General features: G+C 62.1%; 16 protein-coding genes. 7 read left to right on the forward strand and 9 right to left on the reverse strand.

Annotated elements, in window-relative coordinates; translation table 11 throughout:
* Positions 1-10: 10 nt before the first annotated feature.
* Complete coding sequence (locus ACYVGC_RS04140; protein WP_460582525.1) at positions 11-793, forward strand: AIM24 family protein; 783 nt, start codon at positions 11-13, stop codon at positions 791-793.
* A 23-nt stretch (positions 794-816) separates the two neighbouring features.
* Here ACYVGC_RS04140 and ACYVGC_RS04145 read toward each other — a convergent pair whose 3' ends face one another.
* Positions 817-1,017, reverse strand: coding sequence for a hypothetical protein (locus ACYVGC_RS04145; protein WP_460582526.1), 201 nt, complete (start codon positions 1,015-1,017; stop codon positions 817-819).
* 233 nt (positions 1,018-1,250) lie between these two features.
* Between ACYVGC_RS04145 and ACYVGC_RS04150 the strand changes: the two genes are divergently transcribed.
* Positions 1,251-2,165, forward strand: a complete 915-nt coding sequence (locus tag ACYVGC_RS04150; RefSeq protein WP_460582527.1) for a histone deacetylase family protein — start codon at positions 1,251-1,253, stop codon at positions 2,163-2,165.
* 138 nt (positions 2,166-2,303) lie between these two features.
* Here ACYVGC_RS04150 and ACYVGC_RS04155 read toward each other — a convergent pair whose 3' ends face one another.
* Positions 2,304-2,570: a CsbD family protein gene (locus ACYVGC_RS04155; RefSeq protein WP_460582528.1), complete on the reverse strand. Its 267-nt coding sequence runs from the start codon at positions 2,568-2,570 to the stop codon at positions 2,304-2,306.
* 81 nt (positions 2,571-2,651) lie between these two features.
* Between ACYVGC_RS04155 and ACYVGC_RS04160 the strand changes: the two genes are divergently transcribed.
* Positions 2,652-4,247, forward strand: coding sequence for a tetratricopeptide repeat protein (locus tag ACYVGC_RS04160; RefSeq protein WP_460582529.1), 1,596 nt, complete (start codon positions 2,652-2,654; stop codon positions 4,245-4,247).
* A gap of 11 nt (positions 4,248-4,258) precedes the next feature.
* Here ACYVGC_RS04160 and ACYVGC_RS04165 read toward each other — a convergent pair whose 3' ends face one another.
* The 7 genes from ACYVGC_RS04165 to rpoN all read right to left on the reverse strand — a co-directional run bounded on the left by ACYVGC_RS04165 (position 4,259) and on the right by rpoN (position 8,931).
* On the reverse strand, positions 4,259-4,918 hold the full coding sequence (locus ACYVGC_RS04165; protein ID WP_460582530.1) for a Rossmann-fold NAD(P)-binding domain-containing protein: 660 nt from the start codon (positions 4,916-4,918) through the stop codon (positions 4,259-4,261).
* Between the two features lie 73 nt (positions 4,919-4,991).
* On the reverse strand, positions 4,992-5,393 hold the full coding sequence (locus tag ACYVGC_RS04170; protein WP_460582531.1) for a hypothetical protein: 402 nt from the start codon (positions 5,391-5,393) through the stop codon (positions 4,992-4,994).
* A 77-nt stretch (positions 5,394-5,470) separates the two neighbouring features.
* Positions 5,471-5,905 carry a tetratricopeptide repeat protein gene (locus ACYVGC_RS04175; protein WP_460582532.1) on the reverse strand — a complete coding sequence of 145 codons (435 nt, stop codon included), beginning with the start codon at positions 5,903-5,905 and terminating at the stop codon, positions 5,471-5,473.
* 4 nt (positions 5,906-5,909) lie between these two features.
* Positions 5,910-6,182, reverse strand: a complete 273-nt coding sequence (locus ACYVGC_RS04180) for a GH-E family nuclease (protein WP_460582533.1) — start codon at positions 6,180-6,182, stop codon at positions 5,910-5,912.
* A 95-nt stretch (positions 6,183-6,277) separates the two neighbouring features.
* Positions 6,278-6,586 (reverse strand): hypothetical protein, encoded by a 309-nt coding sequence (locus tag ACYVGC_RS04185; protein WP_460582534.1) that lies wholly within the window; start codon positions 6,584-6,586, stop codon positions 6,278-6,280.
* 14 nt (positions 6,587-6,600) lie between these two features.
* Positions 6,601-7,083 carry a hypothetical protein gene (locus tag ACYVGC_RS04190; RefSeq protein WP_460582535.1) on the reverse strand — a complete coding sequence of 161 codons (483 nt, stop codon included), beginning with the start codon at positions 7,081-7,083 and terminating at the stop codon, positions 6,601-6,603.
* 225 nt (positions 7,084-7,308) lie between these two features.
* Positions 7,309-8,931, reverse strand: coding sequence for an RNA polymerase factor sigma-54 (rpoN, locus tag ACYVGC_RS04195; RefSeq protein ID WP_460582536.1), 1,623 nt, complete (start codon positions 8,929-8,931; stop codon positions 7,309-7,311).
* Between the two features lie 260 nt (positions 8,932-9,191).
* Here rpoN and ACYVGC_RS04200 point away from each other — a divergent pair, with 260 nt between their 5' ends.
* From ACYVGC_RS04200 to ACYVGC_RS04215, 4 genes are all read left to right on the forward strand, one after another.
* Positions 9,192-10,271: a hypothetical protein gene (locus ACYVGC_RS04200; RefSeq protein WP_460582537.1), complete on the forward strand. Its 1,080-nt coding sequence runs from the start codon at positions 9,192-9,194 to the stop codon at positions 10,269-10,271.
* Between the two features lie 40 nt (positions 10,272-10,311).
* Complete coding sequence (gene asnS, locus ACYVGC_RS04205; protein ID WP_460582538.1) at positions 10,312-11,715, forward strand: asparagine--tRNA ligase; 1,404 nt, start codon at positions 10,312-10,314, stop codon at positions 11,713-11,715.
* 24 nt (positions 11,716-11,739) lie between these two features.
* Positions 11,740-13,503 (forward strand): LIC_10190 family membrane protein, encoded by a 1,764-nt coding sequence (locus tag ACYVGC_RS04210; RefSeq protein WP_460582539.1) that lies wholly within the window; start codon positions 11,740-11,742, stop codon positions 13,501-13,503.
* Between the two features lie 131 nt (positions 13,504-13,634).
* The gene (locus ACYVGC_RS04215; RefSeq protein ID WP_460582540.1) at positions 13,635-15,257 is read left to right on the forward strand and encodes an FAD-dependent oxidoreductase; all 1,623 of its coding nucleotides are present in this window, start codon (positions 13,635-13,637) and stop codon (positions 15,255-15,257) included.
* The last annotated feature ends 47 nt before the right edge of the window (positions 15,258-15,304 follow it).

Consider the following 15,304-nt stretch of genomic DNA (forward strand, 5'->3'; position numbering starts at 1 on the left):
TTCATTGGCCATGCGCTCGCACGATGTTGACTACCGAATTATTGGCGCCGATATTCAGGTGCTCGAAATTGAGCTGGACCCCCAGGAAACCGTGATTGCCGAGGCTGGCGCCATGGTGTACATGGAGGAGAGTATTGCCTTCGAAACCAAGATGGGTGATGGCTCCTCGCCCGACCAAGGCCTGCTAGGAAAGCTATTTTCGGCGGGCACGCGGCTCATTACTGGCGAAAGCCTGTTTCTGACGCATTTCACGCACCGGGGCAGCGTGGGCAAAAGCCGGGTGGCCTTTTCGGCTCCTTACCCCGGGACCATCATTCCGATTGATTTAGGAACGATGCCGCAAGGCCTCATTGTGCAGAAGGATGGCTTTCTGGCCGCCGCCCGGGGCACCCAAATCAGTCTGCACTTCAATCAGAAATTGGGGGCCGGCTTATTTGGCGGCGAAGGATTTATTCTGCAAAAGCTGACCGGCGACGGCAAAGCCTTTGTGCACGCCGGCGGCACCATTATCGAAAAGCGGCTGAACAATGAGCTGCTGCGTGTGGACACGGGCTGCGTAGTGGCGTTTGAGCCGGGTATCGACTTTAGCGTGGCGCGCGCGGGCGGCCTCAAGTCGATGATATTTGGCGGCGAGGGGCTGATGCTGGCCACCCTGCGCGGCACCGGCCGCGTCTGGATTCAGTCGATGCCCGTGAAAAAGCTCATTCAGGCCCTGGCCCCGTGGGGTGGCAATGCCAAAAAGGAAAGCGGCACCGTACTGGGCGGCATCTTTGGCAGCCTGCTCGATGAGTAGCGCCGGCCGACACGCCCGGCTCGCTACTGGGGGCTAGTGGCCAAGTGATAGGCTACCACGCCCATTGTTACTACCAATGCCACCACCAGCACTCCCACCACTAACAGCGTCCGCCGCGTAGAAGCGCCGGCTGCCTCTAGTTGCTTGGCCCCGTTGAAGGAGGAGCGGCGATAGGGGCGGGGCGACACCGAGCGGTGGGAAGAACTGATGTGAGGAGACGCCATCTGAGCAACCAAAAAGGGTAGGGTGAGGAAATTATAACATAATAACGAGTCACGACAAAGCTACGACAGTAGCTGCGAGTCGGTTTGCCCGCGGCAAGCTAATAAGCTAACAACTCGCCCAATACCCACCTAGAGTAGCCGAATTATCCTGCTGCGCGCACTGCTAACTACACTTTTTGCCAGTACGCAGGTTCCCCGTTTAGTTTTATTTCGGCCCCACCTGGGCTGTGTCCATGGATATTGCGTTTGCCCCCAACTACCTGCTGCCCTTGCCGCCCGGCCATCGCTTTCCCATGCTGAAGTACGAGCTGCTGCCCCAGCAGCTGCTGCACGAAGGCACGGCCACGGCCAGCGACTTCTTCATTCCTACCCCACCGCCGCTTGCCGATGTGCTGCTCACCCACGAGGCCGACTACGTGCACCGCCTGCTGCACGGCCAGCTTACGCGGCAGGAGGAGCGGGCCAGCGGCTTCCCGTGGAGCCCCGCGCTGGCCGACCGCGAAATGACTTTGCTCGGGGGCACCATTGGCTGCGCGCAGCGAGTGCTGGCGGGTGGCGGCGTGGCCCTCAACATTGCCGGGGGCACGCACCACGCGTTTGCGGGCCGCCCCGAGGGCTTTTGCCTGCTCAACGACCAGGCCGTGGCGGCTAACTGGCTGCTCACCCACGAGCCGGCGCGGGTGCGCCAAGTGCTCATTATCGACCTCGATGTGCACCAGGGCAACGGTACGGCGGCCCTGTTCCAGCACGAGCCGCGCGTGTTTACCTTCTCCATGCACGGGGCGCGCAACTTTCCGGGCCGTAAGGAGGCGTCGGACCTCGACCTGCCGCTGCCCGACGGCCTCGGCGACGCCGAGTACCTGGCCCAGCTTACCGATGTGCTGCCCCGCCTGCTCGACGGCGACTTGTGCCAACCCGATTTTGTATTTTACCTCAGCGGCGTCGATGTGCTGGCCACCGATAAGCTGGGTTACCTAGGCCTGAGCCGCGCCGGCTGCCGCCGCCGCGACGAGCTGGTGCTCACCGCCTGCCATCGCCGTGGCCTGCCCGTGGTGGTGTGCATGGGCGGCGGCTACTCCGAGCGCATCGCCGACATCGTGGAGGCCCACGCCAACACCTACCGCGTGGCCGCCAGCCTCTGGGATTGAATCAGTGAGTGAGTGAGTTGTGAATGAAATTTCGTTTAATTCACTCCTTCGCAACTCACTCATTCACAATTCACTCATTGAAAAAGGCCCCGCTCCAGGGTAGGAGCGGGGCCTTTGAAAAAACTCAGAAAGAGTTGCTTAGCTATGGTTTTGGTTCGACGGACGGTTGGGGTCGTCGCTGGTGCCGCTGAAGGTCTGCGAGAACCAGTCTTTGATTTCGTCGATGGCGTGGCCGGTCTTCTTCTGGATATTACCGAAGAACTCGTCCTGCTTGCCGTCGTCGTAGGCCATGTCGTCGTCGGTGAGCTGGCCCCACTTCTGCTTGGCAGCACCTTTTACTTCGTTCCAGTTGCCGCGGGCTTTCAGCTCGGTGCTGTCGTCGATGTTGTTGTTATTAGCGTCCATGATTGAGAAAAGAAAGTGGTGGGTTGTGAGGCTTGTACGGCAAGAATAAGCAGGAGGTTGGGGCCCAATTAATTTTCGCAATTGGCCCGCTTACATTCGGGTTCTGCTATCCACCTGCCCTTCATGGACGACCTGCGCCTGACCCTGCAAACCCTGGCCCCCGATGACCGCCGCGACCTGGCCCAGTACATGCAGTGGCAGCGCCGCCGCCCCGCCGGCCGCCAGGATGTGCGCCTGCTGGCCCTGCTGCTGCACCCCAAGGAGTACGACTCGGAAGTGCTCATCAACAAGCTCTACCCCGACGAACCTAACCCAGTGGCCTACTACGCGTTGCGCAAGCGGCTGTTCAGGCAGCTCACCGACTTTCTGCTGCTGCGCCAGCGCCAGCACGATGCCACCGCCACCACCCCGGTGCGCGGCCACCTCACGCTGGCCCAGTACCTGTTTGGGGCCGGCGTGCCGCGCCTGGCCTGGACCATGCTGCGCAAGGCCGAAAAGCTGGCCCTCGACAACGAGCAGTACGAGCCCCTGAACGCCGTGTACAACGTGCAGATTCAGTACGCCCACTCGCCCCACGCCGAGCCCCTGGAGGCTATTATCGAGCGCCGCCACCGCAACAAAAAAGCCGCCGACGAGGAGGAGCGCGCCGGCATTGCCGATGCCTTGCTGCGGCAGCGCCTGCGCCAGGCCCGCATGCACGGCCGCGGCGCGGTACCCGTCGATGAGCTGCTGCGCAACATCTTGATTGAATATAACTTGCAGGAAGCCTTCGCCCGCTCGCCCTCGCTGCTGTGCCGGCTGCTGAGCATAGCGCGGCACGCGATGCTGGCGCGCGGCGACTTCGCCACGTTTGCGCCCTTCATCGAGCGCTGCTACGGGCTGATGGCGCGCCGCCACGGCTTTGCGCCGGCCCAGCGCGGCTACCAACTGCGGCTGCTCTATATGCTGGCTCATGCGCTGTACCGCGCCCGGCGCTTTGCCGAGTCGGTGGCGTACCTGGAGCAGGCGCGGGCGGTGCTGGCCGCTGCGCCCAGCCGGCAGTTTGCCGAAATGGGGCCGCGCCTTACGTTTTTACTGGCGGCTAACTACGCGTTTTTGAATCGTAACCGCGATAGTATCAATATTTTAGAAGAGATTCTGAAAGCCAAGCCCGCGCTGCTACCCGCCGACCAGCTCACGGCGCGCTTGCAGCTCACGTTCCATTATTTCGCCGAAGGCAAGTTTGCCAAAGCCAACCAAACCCTCATCAGCCTCGACCGCACCGACCACTGGCTGGAGCAAAACCAGGGCCTCGAATGGCTGCTCAACCACAACATCGGCGAGCTGCTCATCCAGCTGGAGCTGGGCAACGCTGAGCTGGCGCTGGGGCGGCTGCGCACCATAGAGCGGCGGCTGCACGAGCAGTTTCCGGCCGCCGCGGCCACGGCCGAGCACCCCGCCGTGCCCGCCGGCGGCCCCTACCACTCGGTGCTGCATTACCTGGCCCTGGTGCACGAAATAATCGACGACCCCGCCGTAGCCACTACGTCGGCCTTTGCCAACCGGGTGGCCACTATGCCTGGTTTTCTGGCCACGCAACAAGAAGATTTGCAAGTGCTTAGCTTCTTTGCCTGGCTGCGGGCCCGAGTCATTGGCCGGCCGTATTACGAAGTGCTACTGCGGCTGACCGAAGGATAAGGCGACAGTAACTACTTGGCCAACTGCACGATGTCTTTCACCTCCAGCACTTGCTTGGGCGCGCCCTGCCGGGTGGCGCGCAGCATGGCCTGGCCCACCTCACGCAGGGTGCAGGCGAAGCTGGGGGCCACGCGCCGCAGCAGCGGCACCAAGCCGCCCATGATGGCGTAGCCGGTCTTGACGTGCGCCTGGCCCGGCAGCGGCTGCATGAGGCCCGGCCGAAACATATAAGCCGCCCGAAACGGCAGTTGCCGCAAGTCGTTTTCGGTGCGGCCCTTCACGCGGGCCCACATCTGGCGGCTGTTGCCGAGGCTATCGGTGCCCGCCCCCGACACGAAGCAAAACGTGAGGCCCGGGCTGTGGCGCAGCAGCGTTTCGGCGAAGTGCAGGGTGAGGTCGTGGGTGGTATGGGTGTAGGCGTCTTCGCTCAGGCCCACCGACGAGATGCCCGCGCAAAAGAAGCAGGCCGAGTACCCCGCCAGCTCACTTTCGATGGCCGTGAGATTGAAAAAATCAGCCACCAGCAGCTCACGCAACTTGGGGTGCGCGTGCCCGCTGGGCCGCCGGCTGATGCTGAGTACCTGCGCTACGTCGGCCTGTTGCAGGCAGGTGAGGAGCACGCCTTCGCCCACCATGCCCGTGGCCCCGGTAAGTATAATTCGTTGAGACATAAGAAAAAGCGAAAAACCCGCTTTTCAACCAGACGGTGAAGAGCGGGTTTTACTTTAGGCTGACGGCTGGAAGCTATTCGAATAGCTCCGGTTTGCGCAGCGCCAGTGGCCGCGAATCAGTGGCAATAGCTGCCTGCCCAAAGCCACAGGCAGCACAAAAGCGGGCCTTCAAAGTGCGCAGCGGCTTATGGCACTGGGGGCACGGCGGCCCATAGAGCTCGACAATATGGTGCCGCACTGCATTTGGGTTGGTCTCCTCAAAGCCTGTAAGCAGGCGGTACATTTCCAGCATCGGGCGCTGCCGGAGCGCCACGCCTGTTAAGGGGATTTCGGGTAGTAAGGACTTGCCCAACCTGCGCGCTTCGGCCTCCACAAAAGGCATTCCCTCGTGGTGCGCTTTATCCACCAAGTACGATTCTTCGTCTTCCAGCATCGGTATCACTTGTCGGCAACGCCAGCACCAGAGTAGTTTCATGAAGTTAGTGACTTACAAAAAAAACAATTTTTATTGCGCGTATAGCATGACAATTAGTTTTGCATAAAGCCTGTAATCTATAGAATGACGTTTTGCTTTAGAAAGTCGAAATACTTTTCGTCTTCGTCCTCAAAAATTTCTTTACCTCCGCCCATATAGGCGCGTAGTAGTTCGTCCGCTGCCTGTTTAGAATTACCTAACTCAAATTGCACTTCACCCAAGCGAAGATGAATAAGTGGGTTGCCAATTGCCCCTGGTACATTCATCACCTTAGCCAAGGCCGCGTGAGCCTGCCTATACTCACCATCAAAGTAATATGCTTCACCCAAAGAGGTGAGTAGCCATAAGGATGCTTCCCAGTCTTGGTAAGGTTCAGGAACTAGTTCAAAAGCAGCACTGAATTGCGCAATAGCCTTTGAATAGTCACCTTGTTCCATGCACTTATCACCAGCCTTGCTAAGCTGCACTAGTTGGCTGTACTCCTTATCTTTCAATTCTTTAGTGACAGACATAAATTTATTTTAAAGGTGGTAGGTATCTTTCTTTGAGTTTGCCTCCTCTGCTACGATTTATACTGCTGGGCTCTAATTCGTAGTTATCAGGGTCAAGCATCCATTTGCGAATTTCCGGGCTCTTAGCCCCGTGTTTACGGCCTTCTGCATTCCACCATTGTACAGCGTCATGTAGATGTCCCATATCGGTTTCTTTGACGGGGTACCAATTACCATCTGGTCCTAGCACCTGTTTATTGCCTAAAGAATCCGGTTGGATTTTACGCTCAGATTCCATCCGCTTAATAACCTTTGTGCCGGTTGCTGAAGCTTTACGAGGGGTAGTACCTAAGTACTGTTCACGTTTACTCTTTTCCTTACTAGGACCGCTCCCTAGTAGTTGTTTCTTGTTTTTATAAGGTTTAGTTGGCTTAATTTTAGACGATACTGTGCTTGCTGAGTTGAGCTCACCAATTTTTGCACATGAATACCTTTGACCTTAGCCAGCAGTACAATCAACTCGGCCTCCTTCTGGGCCGTGAGTGTTTGGACTTCTAGCGCTCGCTCCAATTGGACCAGGCGAACTTTATCGGGTTGCGGGGGCGGCGGAATAGCCGCCTGCGGCTGGTGGTTGCGGTGGTACAGCTGCCAATCGTAATCCTTTGCCGGGTCTGCGTGGCCGTTGACTGGGGCCAGCAGCAAGCCCGGTAGTAGGGTCAGGGTGCGGGCCGCGCCCTCAAAGGCGATGGGCGGGGCTTTTTCAATGATGTTCGGGGCGCCCTGCACCGCTTTCCGGGCCAGCAAACCCAGGCCGGCCGCCAGGTGGGCCGAGGGCTGGGGGTCGGGCGGCTGGGTGAGGGCCCGGAAGCTGGTTCGCGCGGTAGATTAGGCAACAGCTCTACGGCCAGCGTCTTGGTGGTGAGGGCCCGGAAGCTGGTTCGCGCGGCCGTCTGCCAGGGGATGAGGCTGTGGGCTTCCAGCCGAATGCCGTCGAGCTCGATGGTGGCGGCCGAGAAATGCAACTCGACCTGGGTGGCGGTTTGGCGGCTGGCGCTGCCCGTGCCCGCATGGCGGAACGTGAGCGCGACCAGGGCCGCATCGTAGAAGGTGTAGCGGCGGGCCGTGATACCTTCGTTTTGGAAGAACACTAGGTGCCCGCTCTCGCGGCGGTAGGGGTCGAATTTAATTTCTTCCCACAAATGCCAGCCCGCTGCCTACCCGCTGATAATGACCTGACCTTAAGCAAGCCAACCCGCACCACCGAGCTGGGGCGGCCTTTCTCGTCTGTGGCCTACGTGAAGGAGAACGAGGCTACGTCACACGCTACTTGCCGTCCTGCTAGCTTAAGTTCCGCATACAGAATGGGCATAGGTTGCTGGTGCTGGGTTTACTGCTTTGGGCAAATATAGCAGCAAGTTAAGAACTCAAAGTTCCTTGCGCAACCGCGCCACCGGAATGTTGAGCTGTTCACGGTACTTGGCCACGGTGCGGCGGGCGATGTTGTAGCCGCGAGCGTTCAGCATTTTCTCCAGCTTGTCGTCGCTGAGGGGATGGTCTTTTTTCTCGCCGCCGATGAGGTCACGCAGGATGCTTTTGACCTCGCGGCTGCTGGCGTCCTCGCCCGAATCGGTAGCGATGCCTTCCGAGAAGAAAAACTTGAGGGGGTAGATACCGTGCTCGGTTTGCACCGATTTGGAGTTGGCCACCCGGCTCACCGTGCTGATATCCATGCTGATTTGCTGGGCAATGTCTTTGAGAATCATGGGCCGCAGCTTCGAATCGTCGCCGGTCATGAAAAACTCGCGTTGTAGCTCCACAATGGACGACATGGTGCGCAGCAGCGTGTTCTGGCGCTGCCGGATGGCGTCGATAAACCACTTGGCCGAGTCGAGCTTTTGCTTCACAAAGCTCACGGCCTCCTTCATTTTCTGGTCCTTCTTGGCGGCCTTGTCGTAGGTCTGGAGCATTTCGCGGTAGTCGCGGCTCACGCGCAGCTCGGGGGCGTTGCGGGCGTTCAGGGTCAGGTTCAGCTCGCCGTTGTCGTTGGTGAGGATGAAGTCGGGCATGAGGTACTGCGCTCCACCGCCGCTGCCGCGGCCCGCGTTTACGGGGCCGTTGCCGCCCGGCTTGGGGTTCAGGCGCAGAATGACGGCCACCGCGTCTTTCAGCTCATCATCTTCTAAATCAAGCTTTTGCTGAATACGCTGGTAGTGCTTCTTGGTAAACTCGTCAAACGTTTCGGTGAGGATGCGCTCGGCGTTCAGGGTGTCCTCGTCCTGGTGGCGGCGCTCTAGCTGGAGCAGCAGGCACTCGGGCAGGTCGCGGGCGGCAATGCCGGGCGGGTCAAACTGCTGCACCACGCGCAGCACGGCCTCAATTTCGTCTTCGCTCACCTCCAGGTTCTGGCTGAAGGCCAGGTCGTTGGCAATGGCCGCCAGGTCACGGCGGATGTAGCCGTCGCCATCAATCGAGCCCACCAGCTGCTCACCAATGGCCTGCTGGCGCTCGTTGAGCTGGGCAAAGTGCAGCTGGTCGAGCAGCGAGTCTTGCAGCGAGCCACTGTTGTCGGCCAGGGGCATTTCGCGCTCCTCCTCGTCGCCGGGGCCGTCGCCCTGCATTTTGTAACCCGCTATCTCATCGTCGTTTACGTAGTCGCTGATGTCGATTTCGTGGTTGTCGTTGTCGATGCCTTCCGGCTCATTGGTGGCGGCGGGCTCGGGGCCCTGGTCGGCGTAGTCGTCAGTGTTATAGCTTTCTTCGACGGGCTCGGCGGCGTCGGGGCCAGCGGGGGCGTAGTCCTCGTCCAGGGTGTTCTCGTCGTTGTCGAGCGAGTCGTTGGGGTCGTCGGCCTCGGGGGCCTCGTCCGAGTTGTCGTCGCGGTCGTCGGCATCCTCGCTATCGCCTTCTTCGAGGGCGGGATTTACCTCCATTTCTTCCTTGATGCGCGTTTCCAGCTCGGCCGTGGGTATTTGCAGTAGCTTGATAAACTGAATCTGCTGGGGCGACAGGCGTTGCGAGAGAAGTTGCTTTAAATCAAGGCGTTGCATAAAGAAAGGCGAAAATAGGCGAGGGGCGTGGTCGCGAGCATGGAATAGTGATACGTAGCCGGCCGGCCCTTGGTCGTAAGGTACGGCGGGCAATTTCCAGTTGGCCCCTCTCATACTCCCAATGCACGGATGAGGTTAACTCTCGGTCCTGGCGCAGCTTGCTAGCGGGCCGGTGGCTGGCGGGTTATAGCCGGTGTGCCGCCAGTGCTACCAGCCGGTACTACTGGCGCGCCAGCACGGCTTATTTTGCGCCTCCGTCTTTGGATAGTACTATGAAATTCAGCAAGTACCGCGACTTTCCTACGCCGAAGCGCCACGGCTTCACCCGCCAGTGCCTGGCCCTGCACGAAGGCCAGGCCGCCGTGGCCCTCACCCACGACCGGCAGTTGTGGCGGCTCTCGCTCGACGGCCCCATCGGGCCGGGGCAGGACTTGCGCCCGCTTTCGGCCCGCTACCAGCAGTGGCAGCAGGCGGGCGACACCTTTGCGGACCGCGACTACGGCGGCGGGGCGTTATTTCCTTACCAGCAGGGCTTTGGCGTAGTATTTATTGACCAGGTACTGCTGTTCGATACGTTGGACCAGCCCGTACCGCGGGTACTCGACGTGCTAGGCCCCGACCAACAGCCCCAGGTGCTGCCCGCCCGCTTCACCGGCCGCGCCGGCTGCCCAGGCGCGGCCTGCTGGCTACCCGATACCAACGAACTGGCCGTGGCCTACGAGCACGGCCAGTTCCGGGGCCGGCAGTTGTTTTTGGGGCTGCTGCGCCTGCGGCCCGCGCCAAAGACCGATAGTCATATGCAAGCGCTGCCCGCTGCCTTTTACCAGGTAGCGCCAGCCCAGCCGCTTAGCCTAAGTGCTGCGCTGCGCGCCGAGCAACAACTGCCGGACAGCCTGGACGACCTACTAGACGCGCCGCAGCTACTGGCGCTGCGCTACGCGGCGGGGCAGCTACAGGTAGCCACGTTTGGCGGCTACTACTCGGCCCGCATGGGCGGGGCGGGTACGGGGCGGGGGCTGGCCCTGCTGGCCGTGGAGCCGCGCTCGGCCACGGCTACTGCCCTGCTGCAATACGTACCCACGCAGTGGGCCAGCGTGCGGCTAACGGCCGATGGCACGCTGGCGGGCTGGAACCAGTACTTGCCCGCCGCGCAGGGCGGGCTCTATTTCTACTGCTTTGCTACGGGCGAAGTGACCCGGCTGGGCTTTAGGCAAAAAGCTTTTACCACCGGCCTGCCGCAACACAAAGGGGAGATGCTGAAGTGGCTGAGCTTCGACCGGGCCGGGCGCTTCATCTGGGTGTTTTCGGGGGGCGGGGCCAGCGTATTTGAGGTACACTAACCTTGGAACCTACCTTTGCCCCACTCCTTAATCCTTCTTTATGCCTGCCGACCAGCTCCGCCGCACCCGCATCCAAGACCTGCTCAAAAGTACCGACCTCAACCGCGAAGTGCTGGTGAAGGCCTGGGTACGCACCCGCCGCGGCAACAACTACGTGCAGTTTATTGCCCTCAACGACGGCTCGTGCCTGGCCACGCTGCAAGTGGTGGCTGCTGCCGAGCAGTTTCCGCAGGAAAGCCTCAAGGAAATCACCACCGGCTCGTGCATTGCCGTGCGCGGCCAGCTGGTAGCCAGCCAGGGCAAAGGGCAAGCCGTTGAGATTCAGGCTACTGAGATTACCGTGCTCGGCACCGCCGACCCTGAGGCTTACCCGCTGCAAAAGAAAGCCACCTCGCTGGAGCACCTGCGCGAAATTGCCCACCTGCGCCCCCGCACCAACACGTTTGGGGCGGTGCTGCGCATCCGGCACGCGCTGGCGTTTGCCGTGCACGACTACTTCAACAAGCACGGCTTTTACTACGTGCACACGCCCATCATCACGGGCTCCGATGCCGAGGGCGCGGGCCAGATGTTTCGGGTAACTACCCTGCCGCCCGAGCACCCGCCCCGCACTGAGGACGGCGCCGTGGATTATTCGGAGGACTTCTTCGGCAAGCAAACCAACCTCACCGTGAGCGGGCAGCTGGAAGGCGAGTTGGCGGCTATGGCGCTGGGCAGCGTGTACACCTTTGGGCCCACCTTCCGGGCCGAAAACTCGAACACCGCCCGCCACCTGGCCGAGTTCTGGATGATTGAGCCCGAAGTGGCCTTCAACGACCTCACCGACAACATGGACCTGGCCGAGGACTTCCTCCAAAGCCTGGTGAAGTACGCCCTGGCACACTGCGCCGAGGACCTGCAATTTCTCAACGACACCTACGACAAGGAGCTGCTGGAGCGCCTCAGCTTCGTGACTACCAACGAGTTTCAGCGCCTCACCTACACCGAGGCGGTCGAGATTCTGAAGTCGGCAAAGAAGAAATTTGAGTTTCCCGTGGACTGGGGCACCGACTTGCAGAGCGAGCACGAGCGCTACCTGGTGGAGAAACACTTCAAGAAGCCGGTTATCCTCACCAACTACCCCAAGGAAATCAAGGCGTTCTACATGAAGCTCGACGATGATGGCCGCACCGTGCGGGCCATGGACGTACTCTTCCCCGGCATTGGCGAAATCATCGGCGGCTCGCAGCGCGAGGAGGACCTGGTGAAGCTGCAAACCCGCATGCAGGAAATGCACGTGCCCGAAGACGAGCTGTGGTGGTACCTCGACACGCGCCGCTTCGGCACGGCGCCGCACGCGGGCTTCGGCCTGGGCTTCGAGCGGCTGGTGCTATTCGTGACGGGCATGACCAACATCCGCGACGTTATCCCGTTCCCGCGCTTCCCGAAGAACGCCGAGTTTTAGGCCGCCCCGCCGCCCCGCTGGCCTATGCTGCTGATACTGCTGTTTTGGGGCTGGGCGCTGGGCGTGTCGCTCGGCCTTGGGCTGGGGCTGGCGGCGGCCCTGCGCCGGCTGGTGGGCCCACTGCCTAACATATTGACCAGCAGTCCCGAACTGCTGTGCCTGACCGGGCTGGCCGCGCTGGCCTGGCTGGCTGCCGGGCTCAGCTTTGGCTTGCCCGTGGCCGTGGGTATGCAGGTGGGCCTGAGCGTGCTGGCGGCCGGCTGCCTAGTGGCCGGCCGGGCGCAGCTGCGGGCCTTGCTGAGTAGTTATGCTAACGAGTGGCGGCAGGCCGGAGTAGGGGCGAGCGCGCTGGCGGCCGTGCTGGCGGCGCTGGTGCTGGTGCACGCCGCTCAGCCGCCCGTGTTTCCCGATGCGGCGCTGTATCACGCGCAGTTTGTGCAGTGGCTGCACCAGTATCCGGCGGTGCCGGGGCTGGGCAACTTGCAAAGCCGGCTGGCTTTTAACTCGCACGCGCATTTGCTCACGGCGTTTTTTAGCCCGGCGGCGGCCGGGCGGGGGCCGGCTTTTCAGCAGATACTTAACAGCTCGGGTTGCCTGCTGCTGGTGCTGCACCACGTGCGCCGGGCGGCCATTCACGTCCGGCCGGGCGGGCAGCCCTGGCTAAGCTGGTTTTACTTGGGCACGCTGCTGCTGCTGCTCATGGCCTTGCGGCCCTGGATTTCGTCGCCGCTGCCCGATAGCACGGTAGCCGCGTGGGGCCTGCTGCTGCTGGGGGCGCTGCTCGAAACGCGATGCCTCTCCCGCGGCGGCCTGGCCTGGCTGGCGCTGCTTACGGCTACGGCCCTCACGTTCAAGCCCTCGGCGGGGCTGCTGCTGCTGTGGCCTGCCGCCGGCTTGCTGCGGCTGCCGCGCCGGGATTGGGGGCGCGGGCTGGCTGTGGTGGCAGGCAGCGCAGCTATAGTGTTGCTGCCTTGGCTGGGGCGTAATGTACTGCTATCAGGCTACTTAATGTATCCGTTGGGGGGTTGGCCGCTGGGGCTCAAGTGGGCGGTGCCAGAAGCCCAGCGTTTAGCCGACGTGGCCGAAATCAGGCTGTTTGCCCGGCGGCCCCTGGCCGACTGGCCGCTGGCCGCCGGGCAGCCGCTACGCCAGTGGCTGCCGCCGTGGTGGGCCCAGCAAGAGCCCGCCGACAAGCGGCTGCTGGTGCTGGTGCTGGCCGGCGCGGCGCTGGTGCTGGGCTGGCTAGTGTGGCTGGCCCTGCGGCGGCCGGCGGCCTGGCACCGTCAGTTGCGTCAGCCTGCGGTGCAACTCTACGCACTCATATTGATTGGATGCGGTGGCTGGTTTGCGGCGGCCCCGGCGCTGCGCTTTGGGTATGCCTACCTCATCGGGGCGGCCGTGTTGGGCCCGCTGCTGGTACTGCGCGCGCCGCTGGCGCGCCGGGGGCGGCTGAGCGGCTGGGTGCTGCTCAGCCTTGGGCTGGTTTATGGGGTGAACGGGCTGCGGCACGAGCTGGCCCGGCCGGAGGTGTTAGCAACTATCATATTACCAGTTGATTACCCACCCGTGGCGACACAAGTTGCGGGCCAGCTGGGGCGCTACCCGTTGCGCGTAGCACCCGCTGCTACCGGGCGTTGCGGCAACTGCCCGCTGCCGTGCGCCGAAGCGTGGCCGCCCGGCCTGCGGCTGCGCGGCACTACGCTCGAGGAGGGATTTTACACGCAGTCGGAAAACTCGGCCGGCCTGGGGCAGCGCAAAGGTGCTGCCGGAAATTCTGTGCAAAAATGAAGCTGCCCTAGCTAGGGTAACCGCTAAAACTGGTCTGGTAAAACGGCGGCCTGCGCCCCGCCCCGGGTTGGCGCAGCCAACCCGGCGGGCCGGCCGTGCGTTGCATCAGGTAATTCTTCAGTTTCCAGACTATGCGCCCCGAAATAGACCTTACCGACTCCGCTAGCCTACCCGAAGGCGGCCTGAAAACCTTTCCTACCCTTGAGGGCGGCCCCGAAGTGCTGTTGACGCGTCAGCAAGGCCAGGTGCACGCCTTCGCCCCCAACTGCCCGCACTATGGCGCGCCGCTGGAAAAAGGTAAAGTAGTGAATGGCAAGCTAATATGTCCCTGGCACCACGCCTGCTTTAAGCTGGATAGCGGCCACCTCTGCGCGCCGCCCGCCCTCGACGACCTGCCCACCTACGCCGTGCGCGAGGCCGAGGGGCGCATTTGGGTGCAGGTGCCCGCTAATCCGCCCGCCAGCACCGACAAGCCCGACGCCACGCCCACGGCCGAACTGGGCGGCGCGCCACCCGCCCCGGCAGCCACCCCCACCGATACCCGAACGTTTGTGCTGGTGGGCGGCGGGGCAGCCGGCGAATTTGCGGCCCAGGCGCTGCGCCGCGAGGGCTTTGCGGGCCGCGTAGTGCTGGTTTCGGCCGAGGCCGACGTGCCCTACGACCGCACCAAGCTCAGCAAAGCCTACCTGGCGGGCAAGGCCAAGCCGGCCACTATGCCACTACGCGAAAAAGACTTTTATGCCGCGCAACAGATTGAACTGCTGGCGAATACTCGTGCTACCGGCCTCGACCTCAGCAAGCAGGAAATCACCCTGGAAGGCCAGCCGCCCCTGCACTATGACCAACTGCTGCTAGCCCCCGGCAGCACCCCCAACCTGTTGCCCAAGCTGCCCGGCCACAACCTGGCCGGCGTGCTGCCCCTGCGCACCCAGGCCGACGCCGATAAGCTACTGGCCGCCACCGAAGCCGCCAAGCAGGTAGTCATCATCGGCAGCAGCTTTATTGGCATGGAGGCCGCCAGCAGCCTCATTGCCGAAGGCCGGGCCGTGACAGTAATTGCCCAGGAAAAAGTGCCCTTCGCGCGGGTGCTGGGGCCCGAAATTGGGGCAATGTTTCAAAAGCTGCACGAAGAAAAGGGCGTGCAGTTTGAAACGGAGGCCGAGGTAACCGCCCTGCACGGCGAGCGCGGCCACGTGGTGGGCGTGGAACTAAAAACGGGCAAGCTGGTGGATGCCGACGTGGTAATTCTGGGCGTGGGCGTGCGCCCGGCTACCGATTTTCTCAAGGAAGCCTTCTCCCTGGAAAAAGACGGTGGCCTGGTCACCGACGAATACCTGCAAGCGGCGCCCAATGTGTACGCGGCCGGCGACATCGCCCGGTTTCCGCTGGCCGCCACTGGCCAGCCCACCCGCATCGAGCACTGGCGCGTGGCCCAGCAGCACGGCCAGGTGGCGGCCCGCAACATGCTGGGCCAGCGCGAGAAATTCACGGCCGCGCCCTTCTTCTGGACGCAGCAGTATGGCAAAAGCCTGCGCTACGCCGGCCACGCCGAAAAGTGGGATGAAATCATTTACCACGGCGACGTGGCCAAGCAGGATTTTCTGGCGCTCTACGTGCTGGGCGGCCGCATTCTGGCCGCCGCCGGCATGGGCCGCGATACTGACATGATTTACATCACCGAGCTGCTAAGCGCGGGTAAGCTGCCCGCCCCCGCCGCCGTGCACGACAAAACGGACTGGGCCGCCCTGCGCTAACCCCGCCTGCATTTGCGCTCAATTAAACATAAAAAGGAGACGACGCC

It is taken from the genome of Hymenobacter arcticus, assembly GCF_054779975.1.

Bases quoted from the DNA above. Each gene is read 5' to 3' on its own strand.
- ACYVGC_RS04140 (WP_460582525.1), top strand. From the start codon at position 11: ATGCGCTCGCACGATGTTGACTACCGAATTATTGGCGCCGATATTCAG.
- ACYVGC_RS04145 (WP_460582526.1), bottom strand. From the start codon at position 1,017: ATGGCGTCTCCTCACATCAGTTCTTCCCACCGCTCGGTGTCGCCCCGC.
- ACYVGC_RS04150 (WP_460582527.1), top strand. From the start codon at position 1,251: ATGGATATTGCGTTTGCCCCCAACTACCTGCTGCCCTTGCCGCCCGGC.
- ACYVGC_RS04155 (WP_460582528.1), bottom strand. From the start codon at position 2,570: ATGGACGCTAATAACAACAACATCGACGACAGCACCGAGCTGAAAGCC.
- ACYVGC_RS04165 (WP_460582530.1), bottom strand. From the start codon at position 4,918: ATGTCTCAACGAATTATACTTACCGGGGCCACGGGCATGGTGGGCGAA.
- ACYVGC_RS04170 (WP_460582531.1), bottom strand. From the start codon at position 5,393: ATGAAACTACTCTGGTGCTGGCGTTGCCGACAAGTGATACCGATGCTG.
- ACYVGC_RS04175 (WP_460582532.1), bottom strand. From the start codon at position 5,905: ATGTCTGTCACTAAAGAATTGAAAGATAAGGAGTACAGCCAACTAGTG.
- ACYVGC_RS04180 (WP_460582533.1), bottom strand. From the start codon at position 6,182: ATGGAATCTGAGCGTAAAATCCAACCGGATTCTTTAGGCAATAAACAG.
- rpoN (WP_460582536.1), bottom strand. From the start codon at position 8,931: ATGCAACGCCTTGATTTAAAGCAACTTCTCTCGCAACGCCTGTCGCCC.
- asnS (WP_460582538.1), top strand. From the start codon at position 10,312: ATGCCTGCCGACCAGCTCCGCCGCACCCGCATCCAAGACCTGCTCAAA.
- ACYVGC_RS04210 (WP_460582539.1), top strand. From the start codon at position 11,740: ATGCTGCTGATACTGCTGTTTTGGGGCTGGGCGCTGGGCGTGTCGCTC.
- ACYVGC_RS04215 (WP_460582540.1), top strand. From the start codon at position 13,635: ATGCGCCCCGAAATAGACCTTACCGACTCCGCTAGCCTACCCGAAGGC.